General features: G+C 33.0%; 14 protein-coding genes and 1 pseudogene. 6 read left to right on the top strand and 9 right to left on the bottom strand.

Annotated features, from left to right (window positions below; translation table 11 throughout):
• Positions 1-24: 24 nt before the first annotated feature.
• Positions 25-1,221: a DUF6770 family protein gene (locus RMO70_RS00700; protein WP_310554495.1), complete on the bottom strand. Its 1,197-nt coding sequence runs from the start codon at positions 1,219-1,221 to the stop codon at positions 25-27.
• 407 nt (positions 1,222-1,628) lie between these two features.
• On the opposite strand from RMO70_RS00700, the pseudogene RMO70_RS00695 reads away from it, so the two are divergent.
• The 5 genes and pseudogenes from RMO70_RS00695 to RMO70_RS00675 all read left to right on the top strand — a co-directional run.
• Positions 1,629-1,877, top strand: a pseudogene (locus RMO70_RS00695) (DALR anticodon-binding domain-containing protein); the annotation flags it as partial.
• Between the two features lie 150 nt (positions 1,878-2,027).
• Positions 2,028-3,377: a signal recognition particle protein gene (ffh, locus tag RMO70_RS00690; RefSeq protein ID WP_310554494.1), complete on the top strand. Its 1,350-nt coding sequence runs from the start codon at positions 2,028-2,030 to the stop codon at positions 3,375-3,377.
• 78 nt (positions 3,378-3,455) lie between these two features.
• Positions 3,456-4,334, top strand: coding sequence for a tetrahydrofolate dehydrogenase/cyclohydrolase catalytic domain-containing protein (locus RMO70_RS00685; RefSeq protein ID WP_310554493.1), 879 nt, complete (start codon positions 3,456-3,458; stop codon positions 4,332-4,334).
• 7 nt (positions 4,335-4,341) lie between these two features.
• Entirely contained in the window at positions 4,342-4,839 is a 498-nt protein-coding gene (locus tag RMO70_RS00680; protein ID WP_310554492.1) for a GNAT family N-acetyltransferase, read from the top strand.
• Positions 4,840-4,841: 2 nt separating this feature from the next.
• A complete protein-coding gene (locus RMO70_RS00675) occupies positions 4,842-5,636 on the top strand; it encodes a mechanosensitive ion channel family protein (protein WP_409025063.1) in 795 nt (264 codons plus the stop codon).
• 16 nt (positions 5,637-5,652) lie between these two features.
• On the opposite strand, the gene rluF is transcribed toward RMO70_RS00675, so the two are convergent.
• From rluF to RMO70_RS00655, 4 genes are all read right to left on the bottom strand, one after another.
• The gene (gene rluF / locus RMO70_RS00670; RefSeq protein WP_310554490.1) at positions 5,653-6,450 is read right to left on the bottom strand and encodes a 23S rRNA pseudouridine(2604) synthase RluF; all 798 of its coding nucleotides are present in this window, start codon (positions 6,448-6,450) and stop codon (positions 5,653-5,655) included.
• 228 nt (positions 6,451-6,678) lie between these two features.
• Positions 6,679-7,524, bottom strand: a complete 846-nt coding sequence (locus tag RMO70_RS00665; RefSeq protein ID WP_310554489.1) for an alpha/beta hydrolase — start codon at positions 7,522-7,524, stop codon at positions 6,679-6,681.
• Positions 7,525-7,557: 33 nt separating this feature from the next.
• A complete protein-coding gene (locus tag RMO70_RS00660; protein ID WP_310554488.1) occupies positions 7,558-8,337 on the bottom strand; it encodes a C4-type zinc ribbon domain-containing protein in 780 nt (259 codons plus the stop codon).
• Between the two features lie 3 nt (positions 8,338-8,340).
• Positions 8,341-9,456, bottom strand: a complete 1,116-nt coding sequence (locus RMO70_RS00655) for a Nif3-like dinuclear metal center hexameric protein (protein ID WP_310554487.1) — start codon at positions 9,454-9,456, stop codon at positions 8,341-8,343.
• Between the two features lie 473 nt (positions 9,457-9,929).
• Between RMO70_RS00655 and RMO70_RS00650 the strand changes: the two genes are divergently transcribed.
• A complete protein-coding gene (locus RMO70_RS00650; RefSeq protein ID WP_310554486.1) occupies positions 9,930-11,213 on the top strand; it encodes a DDE-type integrase/transposase/recombinase in 1,284 nt (427 codons plus the stop codon).
• A gap of 137 nt (positions 11,214-11,350) precedes the next feature.
• On the opposite strand, the gene RMO70_RS00645 is transcribed toward RMO70_RS00650, so the two are convergent.
• From RMO70_RS00645 to RMO70_RS00630, 4 genes are all read right to left on the bottom strand, one after another.
• Positions 11,351-11,617: an RHS repeat-associated core domain-containing protein gene (locus RMO70_RS00645; protein WP_310554550.1), complete on the bottom strand. Its 267-nt coding sequence runs from the start codon at positions 11,615-11,617 to the stop codon at positions 11,351-11,353.
• 879 nt (positions 11,618-12,496) lie between these two features.
• Positions 12,497-13,357 carry a site-specific integrase gene (locus tag RMO70_RS00640; RefSeq protein ID WP_310554485.1) on the bottom strand — a complete coding sequence of 287 codons (861 nt, stop codon included), beginning with the start codon at positions 13,355-13,357 and terminating at the stop codon, positions 12,497-12,499.
• Positions 13,354-14,217, bottom strand: a complete 864-nt coding sequence (locus RMO70_RS00635) for a tyrosine-type recombinase/integrase (protein WP_310554484.1) — start codon at positions 14,215-14,217, stop codon at positions 13,354-13,356. Before RMO70_RS00635 ends, RMO70_RS00640 begins: the two co-directional genes overlap by 4 nt.
• A gap of 115 nt (positions 14,218-14,332) precedes the next feature.
• Positions 14,333-16,648 (bottom strand): CHC2 zinc finger domain-containing protein, encoded by a 2,316-nt coding sequence (locus RMO70_RS00630; protein ID WP_310554483.1) that lies wholly within the window; start codon positions 16,646-16,648, stop codon positions 14,333-14,335.
• Positions 16,649-16,807 lie beyond the last annotated feature (159 nt).

Raw genomic sequence — 16,807 nt, 5'->3', positions numbered from 1 at the left:
AGTAAATGTTTTATCTTTTTCTAACTAGTGAGTTGTGACTAGTTTTAAATTTTCATCAAGTTCAACTACAACCATATTTTCCATAGTGTATTTAGTGTCCCAATTGTTCGAAATTAATCCACCTATAACACCGCCAATAGCATAAGATGTAACTGCTTTTGCAAGGGTAAAGCCTTGTTTGTCTCTTCTTGCTATTTCTCCAATAGCAAAAAAATGACCATTGGATTCTAAAACATCATAGAAAAAAACATTTCCAAATGCTTTTTGTTTAGCTTCTATTTTAAATTCCAATGAAGTTTTAAATACTGAATCTTTAAAACTGAGAACTTGACTATTTATTAATTCTCCTTTTTTAGAATATTTTTCAATAAAATAGCCATTAGGGTAATCGTTATCAGGGTAATTATTGCCTAAATTATAATTTTCACCAAATAAGAATACATCACCTTTTTGATTCACAGTAGCCTTAGTGTAATAGTTTGGTGTAGTTTCATATTCATGACTAACTCTAAATAATTCTTTTCCTGTATTCATATCTAACGCGATAGCAGTAAATGTGGGTTGTCGATCATAAACTGAACCCCATTCTTTTTCCATAATTACAGCCATTTCTTCATTAGCAAACATAGGACAAGCAGATTTTCTATTGTTATGGTCAGGAGGAGATTGGTAAATCCAGTTTTTGCTTTTATCATCACCTAAAAAATGAATATTATAGCCTGACCTTTTTTTCTTGACTTCTTCGGATATTAGAAAACCTTTATTTTTTATTGCATACGTTAGTGAAAAATCTCCTATTTTCTCTATTGCTTTATAATCAAAGTACTTGTTTTCAATTTTTAGTTCTTTTGAGTTAATTAGATCCCCACCACTTGAATAAACTTTGAAAGTGATAAGTTCTTTCACTCTATCCTCAAAAACTACTATAACATTAGTGCCGTTGTTTTTTGCTTGTAAAAAAGTATTACTTTTAGCATTAAGGACGAAATTTTCTTTTTTTGTCTCCGATAAATCTTCATTGTAAAAAGTCAAAACTCCTTCCCTTTGTTTATTCTCCAAAACTTTATTAGTTATAAGAAAGGAGTAGTGAGATAAAGATGAATTATTTGTTAGTGTTCCAAAATCTCTAAAGTCAAAAGTATTAATATTTTCAATTGTTTTGGTTTGAGAGAATACAAAAGAGTTGATGAGTAGGACTATTATGTTAATTTTTCTGTTCATATTTTTATTATTTACAAACTTATTTTTAAAAATACCATTTTTAATGGTTTAGTAATAATTGATTGATTCCTCATTAATATTTTTTTAAAAGAATATTAATCTTTTCTTTTAATAATTATGCTCAGAAGTATTTATTTATGGCAAAAATAAAAAAATATTTGAATAATAAGGAATTAATTAAAATTCTGTATTAAATAATAATTCCAATAAATCTCTTAAAACAGTATACATATAGTTGGTTAAAATATTTTTTGATTTCCTTGACTCTAAGGTTAACAAAAACATAAATTGGTAAAAATTAAGTACATCCAAAAAAAGAAGAAGGACCATACTAAAAAGAGAAAAATAATTGTCAACTAAATTATTTAGAATAGTTGATTTCTAATATCAAATTCACATTACAATAAGAAAAAGAACTCATCAAACAAATAGAACTCTATCCAGAAGTAATTCAGAACGCAGCGCAACATCATAGTCCAGCGTTATTGGCTAATTATACTTATGATTTAGTGAAAGAATACAATTCGTTTTACCAAACTGTTTCAATTTTGGGAGAAGAAAATCAAGTCAAAAAAGTGTTTCGAGTACAATTGTCTCAAAAAGTAGCGGATATTATAAAATCGGCTTTTCACCTATTAGGAATTGATGTTCCGTAAAGAATGTAAAATTTATTATTGGTTCTCATAAAAATTAGATGACTTTAATGGGCTCACTTTTTTATTGCAAAATATTAAAATTTTTTAATTTTCTAATTCACAAATTCTCTCAATTACTCTATATTTGCAACTCTTAAAAAAGACAAGATTATGTTTAATAATTTATCCGAAAAGCTAGATAAAGCTTTCCATATACTAAAAGGTCACGGAAAAATAACCGAAGTAAACGTTGCTGACACTCTAAAAGAAGTACGTCGTGCCTTACTAGATGCCGACGTTAACTTTAAAATCGCTAAAGATTTTACCACCAAAGTAAAAGAAAAAGCAATTGGATCTGACGTGTTAACCACGTTGCAACCAGGACAATTGTTAGTCAAAATCGTAAAAGACGAATTAACAGAGTTAATGGGTGGCGATGTTGCAGGAATCAATCTTTCTGGAACACCAACCGTAATTTTAATGTCGGGTTTACAAGGATCAGGAAAAACTACTTTCTCTGGAAAACTAGCTAATTTTCTGAAAACTAAAAAGAACAAAAAACCATTATTAGTTGCTTGTGATATTTATCGTCCAGCGGCTATTAACCAATTAAAAGTAGTTGGAGAACAAATAGGAGTTGAAGTTTATGCTGAACCTGAAAACAAAAATCCAGTCGAAATTGCTCAAAATGCAATTAAACACGCAAAAGCCAATGGTTTTAATGTTGTGATTGTCGATACAGCTGGTCGTCTAGCTGTCGATGAAGAAATGATGGATGAAATTTCTCGAGTACACAAAGCCATTCAGCCACAAGAAACCTTATTTGTTGTCGATGCAATGACGGGTCAAGATGCTGTAAATACGGCAAAAGCTTTCAACGATATTTTAAACTTCGACGGAGTTATTCTTACCAAATTAGATGGTGATACTCGTGGTGGAGCTGCAATTTCAATTAAATCAGTAGTAAACAAACCAATCAAATTTGTTGGAACTGGCGAAAAGATGGATGCTATTGATGTGTTCTATCCAGATCGTATGGCAGAACGTATTTTGGGTATGGGAGATGTTGTGTCTCTTGTGGAGAGAGCACAAGAACAATACGACGAGGAAGAAGCTAGAAAAATACAGAAGAAAATTGCCAAAAACGAATTTGGTTTCGACGATTTTCTTTCTCAAATTCAACAGGTGAAGAAAATGGGTAATATGAAAGATCTTGTAGGTATGATTCCGGGTGCAGGAAAAGCCTTAAAAGATGTTGAGATTGAAGATGATGCTTTCAAACACATTGAGGCCATCATTCACTCAATGACTCCAGCCGAAAGAAGCAAACCAGCCATTATCGATGTAAAGCGAAAAACCAGAATTGCAAAAGGAGCTGGACGAAAACTAGAAGAAGTAAACCAACTGATGAAACAGTTTGACCAAATGAGCAAGATGATGAAAATGATGCAAGGTCCAGGCGGAAAAAATATGATGAAAATGATGGGCGGAATGAAAGGCGGTATACCAGGAATGAAATAATAATTAGTCAGAAAGTCGAGAGTCATAAAGTCATAAAGATTTTCGACTTTCGACTTTCGACTTTAAGACCAAATAATAATGATATTACTCGACGGAAAGAAAACGGCACAAGACATTAAAGACGAAATTACAACTGAAGTAAACAAGATGAAAGCCAATGGCGAAAAAGTACCACATTTAGCTGCTGTAATTGTAGGCAACGATGGTGCAAGTTTAACTTATGTAGGTAGTAAAGTAAAAGCTTGTGAGCTCGTAGGCTTTGAATCGACAATGGTTAGAATGCCAAATACCACTTCAGAAACCGAGTTGCTCAAAAAAATTAAAGAACTCAACGAAAATGACGATATTGATGGATTCATAGTCCAGTTGCCATTGCCAGAACAAATAGATACTCAAAAAGTATTGATGGCGATTGATCCCAGCAAAGATGTCGATGGTTTTCATCCAGAAAATTTTGGAAAAATGGCACTCGATATGAGCACCTTTATTCCAGCAACACCATTCGGAATTCTAGAACTTTTAGAACGCTATGGAGTAGAAACCAAAGGAAAACATACCGTAGTTATTGGTCGCAGTCATATTGTAGGTCGCCCAATGAGTATTTTGATGGGACGAAAAGGCTTTCCAGGAAATTCGACAGTGACATTAACACATAGTTATACCAAAAATATTGCACAGATTACCACGCAAGCCGACATTATAATATCGGCGTTGGGCGTTCCAAATTATTTAAAAGCCGAAATGGTAAAGGACGGAGCAGTTATCATAGATGTTGGTATCACTCGTGTGGAAGATAAATCTACCGAAAAAGGATATGTAATTACTGGAGATGTCGATTTTGAAAATGTTAGTAAAAAAGCATCCTATATTACACCAGTTCCGGGTGGAGTTGGTCCAATGACTATTGCGATGTTGCTTAAAAATACGTTGTTGGCTAGAGAACAAAGAAAGATGTAATTTTTATATGAAAATAACAGAAGTTACAAAAGAAGGATTACATATAATTCAAGATTTAGCGTATAGAATTTGGCCTAGTACTTACGGTGCTATTTTATCAAAAGTGCAACTGGATTATATGTTGAATATGTTTTATGACATCCATTTTTTAGAGATTCAAATGCTTCAAAAAAATCAGACTTTCCTTTTAATAGAAGAAAATCAAGAATATTTAGGATTTTGCGCTTATGAATTAAATCACGAAAATTCCGAGAATACTAAATTGCACAAATTATACGTTCTACCTAAAACCCAAGGAAAAGGAGTTGGAAAATTGCTTTTGCAAGAAGTAGAAAAAATAGCGCTTCAGAATAATAACAATACTGTTTTATTAAATGTAAATCGGTTTAACAAAGCACAAGAATTTTATAAATATCTAGGATATCAAACTATCGAAACAGTTAATATTGAAATTGGGAATGGTTATTTAATGGAAGATTATGTAATGAAAAAAGTACTTAAATGATAATGAAATCTGTAGATATAGTAAGTTACATTACTAAAAATATAAACGAGTTTATTGACTATTCACCTAGACTAATTACTGCTTTTTTAATACTATTAGTTGGGCATTATCTAATTAAGGTATTTAAAAGAGTTTTAAATGTTAAAGTCAAAAAAAGAGAATACGAACCTACTTTGTCAAAATTTCTTGTCAATATTTTAATTTGGGTGTTGCGGGTATTGCTTTTTGTAACTTTTATATCCAAATTAGGTATTGAAACTGCCTCTTTTGTGGCTATAATTGGTGCTGCTGGTTTGGCTATTGGACTATCTTTACAAGGGTCGTTATCTAATTTTGCTGGTGGAATACTTATTATCCTTTTCAAACCGTTTGAAGTAGGTGATTCGATAGAAGCGCAAGGAGTTTCTGGAACGGTAATTGAAATTCAGATTTTTGTAACCAAATTGCTTACGGGTAACAATCAAACTATTTTTATTCCAAATGGAGTTTTGTCTAACGGAAACATAATTAATCATTCTATTGAAGGAACTCGTAGAGCGGATTTAGCTATTTCAATTTCGTATGATTCCGATTTGAAAATAGCAAAAGATATTATTTTGAATATTTTGAATACTAATGCAAAAGTGCTAGACGAACCTGCTCCAAGTGTTGAGGTTATAGCACTTACTGATATTTCCATAAAACTAGCGATACGTCCTTGGGCTGAAAACGAAAATTTTTCGAAAGTTTGCTCTGAAACCTTAGAAAGCTGTAAAATAGAATTGCATAAGGCTGGAATTGTGATGAAAAATCAATAATGTTTTAATAATCCCTTTACTTTTTAAATGGATTGTCTTTTGGAACAAACTCTATTCTTCTTTTTGGAGTTTCATTTTTTGCAAAACTAGCTTCTTCTGTTTTGCTCGATGGTTCAATAAGTGCGTTGAGTTCTTTTATTTCGGCATCTGTTAAATCTCGGTAACGTCCTACTGGTACATCAAGCGAAATGTTGATAATTCGTGTGCGTTTTAAAGCGGTTACTTCATAACCTAAATATTCACACATTCTACGAATTTGTCTGTTTAAACCTTGAGTTAGAATAATTCGGAAAACGGTTTTACTTATTTGTTCTACTTTACATTTTTTGGTTACCGTATCTAGAATTGGAATTCCGTTACTCATTCGGTCAATAAATCGATTGGTGATGAGTTTGTTTACGGTTACAACATATTCTTTTTCGTGGTTGTTTCGGGCACGAAGTATTTTGTTTACAATATCACCATCGTTGGTCATAAAAATGAGTCCTTCGCTGGCTTTGTCTAGTCTTCCGATTGGGAAAATGCGTTTTGGATAGTTTATATAATCAACAATATTGTAGCGTACTTCAAGATTGGTAGTACACTCGATGCCAACAGGTTTGTTGAAGGCAAGATATACTGGTTTTTCCGTTTTTTCTCGAACTAATTTCCCATCTACTCGAACTTCATCGTTTGGAGAAACTTTGGTTCCCATTTCAGGCACCACTCCGTTGATGGTGATGCGTCCTTCTTCTAGTAATTTATCGGCTTCACGACGGGAACAGTATCCTGTTTCGGATAGAAATTTGTTTATTCTAGTGAGATTTTCTTCCATTGTGCAAAGATAGTATAATTTGATAATTTGATGATTCGAAAATTTGATTATTAGATTTTTCGAAAAATCTAATAATCCATAAATCGAATATTTATAGATAATTTGAAAATATTTCTCCAAGTGCCTAAAATTTGTCGCTAGCCCTGATCGAGCCGATATCCTTTGTGAGGTACGAGCAAAGATAAAGGCGAGAGCAGGCGCAAGCACTTGTCGAAGATGCCCAAGCTCTTATGCTTCAAATAAATACTGGTATATGCTTTGGTATAATTTGTCGTCGTGCATACTGTGACCTAAGTCTTTGGTTTCTATAAATTGTGCTTTTTGCCATGTTGCGGCAAGTTTTTGTGCTTCGGAAAATGCGACTACATTGTCGTTTATATCGTGGGCAATTATACCTGTAATGGTTGTGTTTTTGAGAAATTTTTGACTGTTGAACTCGTCTGTATTGATGCTGAATCGCTTTTTGATGTGGTCTTTGATGAGTTGGCAAACTCTGAAGTTTAGTCCTAGTGTGTTGGCAAAATTTTGCATCAGCACGTTAAAATCAGATGGGGAACCTAATAAAATCATTTTTTCGAGATGATTTTGAGGGTAATGGTGCTGGTAAAAACTACAGGCAACGCCACCCATGGAGTGACCTATGATGATTTTTGGGCTGTGTATTTTGCAAATTTCGTTTATAAACTCGGCATAAGTTGGGACGTTAAATTCTGTTCCAGAGCTTAGTCCGTGTGCTGGTCCATCAATAGCGATAATGGTGCTGTTTGATTTTTTTAAAATATGTAATAATTTTTCCCAGCGTGCTGCATTGCTTTCCCAGCCGTGGACTAATAAAATTTTGTTTTGATTGCCTAGCCAAGTGTAGGTTTGAAATTCGTGTTCTTTGTATTTGATGTTTTCTAAAGTGGCTTGTTGTAAAATTTCGGGCAGTTTGTCTTTTTGAAGTTTGCCATTTCTGGGTTCGCTAAAAAAACCATATGCCAATACCAATGCTTTGTCAGGCAATATATAACTCAATAAATTTATATATTGTCCAATGATTTTGGCTAGTATTTTTTTGAAATTATCTGACATAAAAAAAGTCCCGCTTTTGCGGGACTTAAGGTATTACATTTTTGCGAATAATTTTTCCATTTTTTCTCTTTCTTCTTCAGCAAGTGCGCTGTCGACAAGAATTCGTCCACTGTGCTCGTCTGTGATTACTTTCTTTCTAGAAGCAATTTCCATTTGTGTTTGCGGTGGAATAGTGAAGAATGATCCCGCTGAAGCTCCTCTTTCGATTGATACTACTGCTAACCCGTTGCGAACGCTAGAACGAATTCTTTTGTAAGCGATTAACAAACGTTCTTCGATTTGTGCTTGGTACTCCTCTGATTTTTGAGATAAGAAACCTTCTTCTTTTGCAGTTTCAGACATAATAGCGTCTAATTCTGATTTTTTGTGTTTCAAGTGGGTTGATTTTACATCCAAACGTTCTTTAGATTGTGAAATCACTTCTTTTTTATGTTCGATAGACGCTTTCATTTCTTTAATTTGCTTTTCAGCCAATTGAATTTCTAGCTCTTGAAACTCAACTTCTTTGGTTAAAGAGTTGAATTCTCTGTTGTTACGAACACTATCTTGTTGTTTTGTATATTTTTTGATAGATTCTTTGTGGTCTTCAATAGCATTTTTCTTTTCTTTGATAACCTCTTCGATAGATTCTAAATCTGTTTTTAATTTCTCTAAACGAGTGCTTAAACCAGCTACTTCATCTTCTAAATCTTCTACTTCAAGCGGCAATTCACCTCTTACGTTTCTGATTTCGTCAATTCTTGTGTCAATTAATTGTAAATCGTATAGCGCTCTTAACTTCTCTTCAACGCTCAATTCTTTTGTAGTTGCCATATTCTATAAGTACTTAACTGGATTTGTATTTACTTCCGATAGAATAATTCTTTCTATTGGAAATTCAGGTGCAAAATTAAGAATTTTTTTCGTAAGAAAGGCAACTATATAATTTTTTGTGTAACGTTCGCTTTCAAAATGTCCAATATCGGCTAAAAGCAACTGATTTTCAGCTTCGTAGAAATTATGATATTTTAAATCGGCTGTTAAAAAAGCATCAGCACCAGCTTGAATGGCGTTTTTTATGGCGAAACTTCCTGATCCGCCAAGCACCGCTACTTTCTTTATTTTTTTTGACAAATACTCACTGTGGCGTATGCTTTCGCATTGCATTTTTTGTTTGACAAAATTTAGGAAATCTTTTTCAGGCATTTCTGTTTCGAGTTCGCCAATCATTCCCAACCCAATATTTTGATGTATGTTTTGCAAATCGTAAATTTCATAAGCCACTTCTTCGTAAACGTGATTGGCAAATAAGGTTTTTAGGATTTTGCTTTGCAACTGTTTTTCAAATACTACTTCGATTTTTATTTCTTCCGCTTCTACAAACTCAAAACGTTCTCCAATTTCAGGATTGCTATTTTCGTTTCCCATATAGCTCCCAATTCCTTTTGAATTGAAACTACAGTTTTCATAATTGCCAATTTTGCCAGCTCCAGCTTCAAAAAGTGCATTACGAACTTTTTCTACATTTTCTGGAATGGTATAGGTAATTAATTTTTGAATAAAATTTGGCTTTGGAATCAGAATTTTAGTGTTTACTAGCCTTAATGCATCACAGAAAATTTTATTTACACCTTCTTTATGATTGTCCAATGCGGTGTGTACTGCATAAATAGCAATGTCGTTTTTTATGGCCTTGATAACAGCTCTTTCAACATAATTTTTGCCAGTAATTTTCTTGATTCCCGAAAATAAAATGGGATGAAAACAAACTACCAGGTTGCAGTTTTTAGCAATAGCCTCTTCAATCACATTTTCTAAAGCATCGTGGCAAACCAAAATACCCGTGGCTTCAATATTTGCATCGCCAACAAGTAAACCCACATTGTCAAAATCTTCAGCGTAGGCGAGTGGTGCCATTTCATCGAGTAGGGAAAGTATATCTTTGATTTTCATTTTCTATTTTTTTGAAAGCTTTATGTTTCTAATCACAAATTAACGAATAATCAAATCAACTTTAAAATAAAATAGCCTCCTTTCTATAATTGCTAATAGTATAATTGATCCATTTCCTAAAATAGTTCCCTTCTAAGTAGTTTTTCAGGTTTCGTTTGGAGCTATTCCTGCTGTTCGTTGCAAGGAATCCCTCAAAAGGCGGTTTTTCTAAAGCCGTTGCAAGAGCTTCCTTTGGTCGCTTTGCAACGTCAAGAAAAAACGCCCCTTTTTACGTGATTCCTTTTCACTGCCATCAGGGCTAGGGTGTTTTTAGATATAAATATTTTTTTGTTCTCGTTGTGGGTACAGAATGCAGTCGGGGTATTCTTTTGTCGAGTGAAACGGATTTAAAATATGTCAAATCCATTTTTTCAATTCATTTGTTATAAACTAAATTTTAATATAATTTTCTACATTTGCCCATTTTTTCAAAAATGGCTTACAAAAACTCACGTATTTCTTGGGATACTTCCGTGAAACATTATATTCGTTTTGGGTTGTATGATAATTTACCAAGCAGTATTCAAAATAAAATTTCACCAACCAACAAACACCGATGGATAAATGAATCAGATTCGAAATATTTGGGTTGCGAGGTTTCTAAATTCATAAAAGACGAGTTAGCACTCCTAAAACGAACTGGACAAAACAACAATGCAAAACGAATCCTAGAGGGATATTTCGCTTTATCAGACACTTACAATGACATTTTAAGTTCCGTTGGCGGAATCAAAAAACAACTTGCCAATCAAAAAGAAAAATTGGTAAATGTTATCGAAAATCTTAAAGAGTTTATCCCGATTGATACTGCTTTGACCGTTTTTAATATTTCTCGAGCAACGTATCAGAATTATAAAAATTTGGTACTTAATAAATGTGGTTCTTCCTATTTTGAATGGTGCGTTACGAACTATCCAAATCAATTGTTGAAAAATGAAGTTTCTAAAATCAAACACTATCTTGAAAACAAGGACTATCAATTTTGGTCGAAATCTTCCCTTTATTTATTGGCTTTGCGCAACAAAGAGGTGTCGGTTTGTTTGGCTACTTTTTACAAATATGCTAAACTTTTGGGGTTTAATGGCAACCGACATTTGCAAGTTCGTGCAAAATATAGTTCTTTGAAAAGTTATTATCCCAATGAAATTTGGTGTGCCGATGTTACTATTTTAAAAACCAGTGATGGAGCAAAACATTACATTCATTTTTTGATGGATCATTTCTCAAAAAAAATTCTTGGATTTGCTGTTGAAGAAAGCTCGAAACCAATAGCCATCCGGGATTTATTGAAAGAGGCTTATAGCAAATACAAAAATAAGTTGCCTATACAATTTGTTACCGATGCTGGAATAGAAAACGTAAATTTAACTGTAAAAGATTTTATTGCAACCACCAATTTAGGCATCAAGCATTTGATTGCTCAGAAGGACATCCCGTTTTCAAATTCTAAAATCGAAGCTTTTAATAAGATTATCAAGCACCAGTTTTTGCTGCCCAAGCCTCTTGAAAACCGCAAACAATTACTTTTAGCTCTTGATGAAGTTGTGCCTATTTACAACGGTATTCGACCACAATTGTCTTTGAAAGGAAATACACCCAACGAAACTTTTGCTGGAAAAGCCCTTGATAGTGCCGTTTATAAAACCCATTTTGAACAACAAAAAGCATTGAGAATCGCTAAAAACCAAAAAAGTAAATGCAATTCGTGTAAGGTTTAAGGCTATCATTACTAAAAAAAAACCAATATTGATTAATGTTGAATATTGAGTTTTGGTTTTTATTTTAAAATTATTTAATCTTTTAACATCATCGCTTAACTATTTCATTTTCAATACTAATTCCTAAATGGAATCGATTATTGTAAAAGTGTTGTGGGAATAGCAGGTCCGTTAGCAGCAGTCCAGTTAATCCAATCTGTCGGTTTCATTCCATCAGGGTCAGTAAAACGCATTGGATTATTAAAACAATACGCATAAGTTGACCATCGTCTCATTTGCTCTGCTTTCGGGTCAATATTATTTCTTCTTCCAGTTGCTGGGTCGTAAAGCATCATCCCATAATCATAAACATTCAGCCCCAACTCGTCTTGTAGTTCTTTCCCATTATATTTATACTTGTACAGTCCTGCTCAATATTTATCCTCGCCCGAGCGTTTGTTTATGCGCTCCCGCAAGCAACAACTATTTTTTAAGAACGTTCCTTTTCATTTTCCTTATCGCTCAAAAATAACCTTTTTATTTTCAATTGAAAAAAAAAGAAGATTGTTTTTTTATCCGCGAACCAAAGCAAAAAAGCCTGAACATTAAATTTATTACTGGTTTTAGCTGATTAGCTTTAAACTTGCGCTCGATTTTTTTGGAAGGAAGCCAAAAAACAAAGTTTGCTTTTTAGATAAAAGCCCGTTGGCTTTCTTCTAAAAAAATGAGCAAACAACCGAAGGGCGTTAGTTTGCGATAACACAATAAACACCCCAAGTGAGCAAAAAAAGCGTTATTTATCAACATCGGTAGAAAGCTTTTTATTGTGAACGGGTGGCGGTGTTGCGGCATCGAACAGCCACCGCAGACCAGGAACTGACGAGGAACGAGGAAGTGAAGGGATGCGAGCGTGCAACGGCAACCGAAGAAGTGAAGCGATAGCGGAACAAATAATTTACATCAGTCCCGCTTTTTCAGCGGGACGTTCCTAATAAGGTTGATGGCTGGGCGAAAGAGCAACCGCTGAAAAAATAAGTGGCGGCAGATGCAAAAACTGCTTGGCGTCGGACGAAGCTTGGGAGCGGTTTTGCAGCTGCAGTAGCCACGACGAACGCAGGAAGTGACCGTGTGAAGACCGGGAACGAAGCAAAGAAAAAAAGAGCTGCCATTTTTCTTGGCTGCTCTTATTTTTCTTTGCGAGTGGTCTGTGGAACGGAAGGAGGAACGACTGACTGGAACAGCCCGGCGCAACAAAGGGAACGACCGAAGGGAGACCGCTTGTTTGCTTTCCATTGTTTTTTATTTTATTTGATTGGGTGTAATTTATCAATAGCCGTCTTTAGTGCATTTAATCCTGTTTGCCTGTATTTTTCTGTGGTGTCTGGGCTTTTGTGTCCTGCAAAATATTGTACTACTCGCAAGTCGTTATTTTTGATTAATAAATTGGCTATTACACTTTGTCTGATAGTTGTACTGGTTAATCTCTTTTTGGATTGTTTTTGATACGTGCTAATTAAATAATCAACATCTTCTTTTGTAATTGGCGTTCCTAATTTCCCCAACAATAAAGCATTTTCATCATTTCTCCAGGTTTTAAGTTTGTTTCTGTCTTTACTTATAAATTCATATAATAAAAGGATTTGCTCGGCTTTTAAAGGTAAATTTCTAGCGTTGGTTATTCCTGTTTTATGTATTTGTATGGTGGCTTTTTCTAAATCTAGATCATTTAATTTTATGTTTTCTATTTCTCCAAGTCGCAAGCCTTGATGAACGAGTAAACCCATTATAATTTTGTTTTTTTTAATTAAAAATGGATAACGTTCTATTCTTGGAACTAATAATATTTGTAGTTCTTTTTCAGTAAATAAATCTTGTAATTGGATTGGGTTTTCTTTTCCGTCCCGTATTCTTATGGCTCTGGCTGGATTATCTTTTCTTTTTCCTATTTCAATTAAATAATCATAATACTTTTTGATAGAAGCTATTACTCTTTTTACATTGCTTACGCTGTGTTCATTTCGTACTATTTCTATGTATTGCATTACTTTTTGATAGTCGTATTTGTCTGCATTTTTATTGTTCTTTTTGTATTTATTGATGTCGTAAACATAACTTTCTACGGAACTTTGCATTAAACTTTGGCTTAAAAATTCCTCAATACTCATTGCTGTAACTTTGTTTTTAAAAAATTAATTCTAGTATAAATCTGTGTCGTTACTAATTGGCTGTGTCCTAAAAAATCCCGAACCATTTCTATACTCATTTCATTTTCTAAAAGATGTGTTGCAATACTATGGCGAAGCGAGTGCAGACAATAGTTTTCGGATTTTAGGCTTTGGGTTCTTTTGAGTATTCTTTTAAATAAAAGATAGACATTATCGCCTTTTATTTTATTACCGTAGATGTTTACTAAAAAGCTTTCTTCATCTTCTTTTCTAACAATTTCAGTATAACTATAATAGTCTTTTAAGTCTTTTACAATGGCTTCTGTAAGTGGTATTACTCTGCGTTTTTTGCCTTTTCCTTTTCTAATAAATAGTAGTTTTTGTTCAAAATGCACATCTTTTATATTCAAGTCTTGGGCTTCACTTCTCCGTAATCCACAACCATAACACAAGTGTAATATTGTTTTTTCTTCTATGTTTTGAGTGTTTTTGTAGAGTAGTTGGATTTCTTCCTGAGTAAATACTATTCTCTCATTTTTAGTGGTTTGTTTTACTTTTAGATTGTATGGATTTCGTTTTATATTTCTGGTTCTTTCTAAATAGTCAAAGTATAATTTAATAGCTAATAGTTGGCTGTAAATGTGGCTTTCGCTGATGGTTTTCTTTGTTATTCTGCTTGTTTTTGTTTTTAAATATTCGTAGTAGTTTTTTATGTGTATATCCGTTATTTTTTGAGGAATTTCTTTGATATAATCTAATAAATTTTGTGCATATTTTGGATAATTTACTACTGCATTTTTGCTATATCCCAGGTTTAATAATTCTCTTCTAAAGTCATTTATTGTATTATCTAGTATCATATATTATGTTTTTTAGGTTGTACTTTTTATTTCGACCGAACGCTAGAGTCATTTTTTGGATTTTTGCTTATATAATAGGGTTTTATAAATTTTTTAGTGTTCGTTTGGTTGCCGTTTAGCGTTCGTTAGTGTTCGGTTTTAAGTTTTGGATCTGTTTTATAAAATGGTCTTTTAATTTTTTTCTAACATTTTGTATATCATCAAAATAGGCTATTCTATATTTAAATCCTTTGTTGCTGTGTCCAAATTGTTTGATGTATTCCAGTTGTACTAATTGATTGATATAGTATTGTAATTGTGTCTTTTTAAATCCTGTAGTTTCCATTGCTTCAAAACGTGTAAAATCATCGGTTTTAAAATTCTTTTTTAATCGCTCAAAAAATTGTCTTAAACTTCCATCTAACTCGTCTATTTTTAGAATAATGCTTTCAAAAAATATTTCTACGGCTTCTTCTACGTCTGTAATTTCGGTGATTAATTTATTGTTTTGGGTTCTTCTTTGGTATTGATTTATAATAGTTATTTGCTTAATAATGCTTTGGAACATTTCATTTAATCTCCGTTTTTTATGTACGTTTTCGGGTAGTTGTATTTGTGTCGCATACGGATTTTGTACTTCTTCTGTTTTTAAAGCTCTCAATATTTTTTGTAATTGTTCTTTGGCTTTCTCTTGTTGGGTTTCATTTATTTCTCCTGCTATTCGTTTGTTTTGATAGCTTATAATTTTATCGGTTTGGTCCTGGCTTTCATCTACTGCTAACAAAAAACTCCTACTCATATTATCCTCGTATAAATCGCCTTTGGTTGTAGCACTTAATGAACTAAAAACGCCTTTTACTTCTTTCTTAACGCTCTTGATATTTCCTTTTTTATCTTTGATTGATACCGAACTCGATAGTTTTTGATTACTGATTAACTCCCGCATTGCAAAAAGTGCTTCTTCTTTTAATCCGTCCAAATCTTCAATAATTAAGAGTTTGTTTACTAGGTCATATTCGCCCCAATTGTACAAACTGCTTTCTGTAATTCTTGTAAATCGCAATACATCTTCTGGTGGAACTAAATCGGCTATCTTACTAATTAAATGTGTTTTTCCGCTTCCGCTACTTCCTTGTACTATAGCGTGTAATGGCTGTTTTGTTTTGTATGAACTGGCAATAATAAAGAGTAATAATCGGCTGTTTGCTTCTCCAACTATTCCGCTTTGTTCTATGAGTTTGTTGATTTCCTGTAATAGATTATCTTGTTTTAAAATGTCTATAGTAGTAGGAAGTTGGGAGTTAGAAGTTGGAAGTTTTGGCTCTCTTTTTTCAATTTCAATTTCTTTTTTAACTGTAATATGTTCTTCAATAGAAAATAAAAAAGGTAGTTCTTTTCTTTGGTCGATTAAGTGGATTAAAATGTCTGTTTCGTGTCCAATGATTAAACTATTAATATCTTCGTCTTTGGGTGTTTCCACTTGGCTTATTTTAGCTTTTGGGTGTAACGTTCTTAAGATTTCAGCATATTTTGCTACGGCTTCGTTTCCTGCTTTGTCGCCATCAAAAAAGAAAATAATTTCTTCTAATTGTTTTAAGGGCTTTATAGCGTTTAGGATTTCTTCATTTAGTCCATTCGTTCCGTAACTTGTAAGTAGTGTATAATTTTCTTTGACTTCGTCTATTTGTAATAAACTCGCCGTGTCGATTATAGCTTCAGTAAGTAATAGTTTTCTAGTATCAGGATTTGGATAATTTGGATATAAACCTTGTCTGTTCTTCAGATAAAAATGTTTTGAGTTTTCATTGTTTATAGTACTTCTAAAGTAAAATGATACAATTTGGTTTTCCTTATTTTTTAATGGGAACAAAATTGATTTATTTCCAAAAGGTTTATAGGCTTGTCCGCCTGTTCTTGAGTTGGTTCCGCCCAGTATAAGTAATCCAGATTGCAAAGCATCATTGATTAACTTTTCGTCTTTTCTTGCTCCGTGATGGAACTGACCGCTATTAAAACCTACTTCTAATTTATCAAAGTCTAAATTTCTACTCTTGCAATATTCTTTGGCTGGTTCACTACATAACAATCCTTTTCTAAAACTTAAAAACATCTTTTCAATAAAATAAGTATTTACTATGGCTGTTGTTGTTGGTTCTTGTTTTACTGTTTGATTTGCTTTTTGCGTTGGTGCTATCGTTTCTATCATTGCCGTACATTTTTTTAATGCTTCGTGTTTGGTTAGCTTTTCATAATCCTGAACAAACTGGATCACATCGCCTTTTTTATCGCAAGCGTGGCACTTGTATTTATTTTGTGAAAAACTTACTTGTAAACTTGCTGTAGTGTCTTCGTGGAATGGACAACGGAGCATATTGTTTTTATCGGCTGTAAAGTTGTAGTGTTGCAGTACGTTTGCTAGTGGTAGGTTTTGTTTGATGAGTGATATTTCCATTGTTGAAAAAAAATTTCTATTTTATTTTTTATGACTTATAATTCACAAATGTAAATAATCAATCTTATTCTACAAAATTTTTTATACTTGTTTATGACTTTTAAATCTTGTAAATTTGCTTAATCAATGACTTTACAGGCATTTTTAATACTTATAATT

Origin of the sequence: Flavobacterium sp., from assembly GCF_031422135.1 — a bacterium.
Classification (GTDB): Bacteria; Bacteroidota; Bacteroidia; order Flavobacteriales; family Flavobacteriaceae; genus Flavobacterium.
The sequence above is the reverse complement of the archived record's forward strand: the minus strand, read 5'-3'. Positions and strand labels throughout refer to the sequence as shown.

Bases quoted from the DNA above. Each gene is read 5' to 3' on its own strand.
- RMO70_RS00700 (WP_310554495.1), bottom strand. From the start codon at position 1,221: ATGAACAGAAAAATTAACATAATAGTCCTACTCATCAACTCTTTTGTA.
- ffh (WP_310554494.1), top strand. From the start codon at position 2,028: ATGTTTAATAATTTATCCGAAAAGCTAGATAAAGCTTTCCATATACTA.
- RMO70_RS00685 (WP_310554493.1), top strand. From the start codon at position 3,456: ATGATATTACTCGACGGAAAGAAAACGGCACAAGACATTAAAGACGAA.
- RMO70_RS00680 (WP_310554492.1), top strand. From the start codon at position 4,342: ATGAAAATAACAGAAGTTACAAAAGAAGGATTACATATAATTCAAGAT.
- RMO70_RS00675 (WP_409025063.1), top strand. From the start codon at position 4,842: ATGAAATCTGTAGATATAGTAAGTTACATTACTAAAAATATAAACGAG.
- rluF (WP_310554490.1), bottom strand. From the start codon at position 6,450: ATGGAAGAAAATCTCACTAGAATAAACAAATTTCTATCCGAAACAGGA.
- RMO70_RS00665 (WP_310554489.1), bottom strand. From the start codon at position 7,524: ATGTCAGATAATTTCAAAAAAATACTAGCCAAAATCATTGGACAATAT.
- RMO70_RS00660 (WP_310554488.1), bottom strand. From the start codon at position 8,337: ATGGCAACTACAAAAGAATTGAGCGTTGAAGAGAAGTTAAGAGCGCTA.
- RMO70_RS00655 (WP_310554487.1), bottom strand. From the start codon at position 9,456: ATGAAAATCAAAGATATACTTTCCCTACTCGATGAAATGGCACCACTC.
- RMO70_RS00650 (WP_310554486.1), top strand. From the start codon at position 9,930: ATGGCTTACAAAAACTCACGTATTTCTTGGGATACTTCCGTGAAACAT.
- RMO70_RS00640 (WP_310554485.1), bottom strand. From the start codon at position 13,357: ATGAGTATTGAGGAATTTTTAAGCCAAAGTTTAATGCAAAGTTCCGTA.
- RMO70_RS00635 (WP_310554484.1), bottom strand. From the start codon at position 14,217: ATGATACTAGATAATACAATAAATGACTTTAGAAGAGAATTATTAAAC.
- RMO70_RS00630 (WP_310554483.1), bottom strand. From the start codon at position 16,648: ATGGAAATATCACTCATCAAACAAAACCTACCACTAGCAAACGTACTG.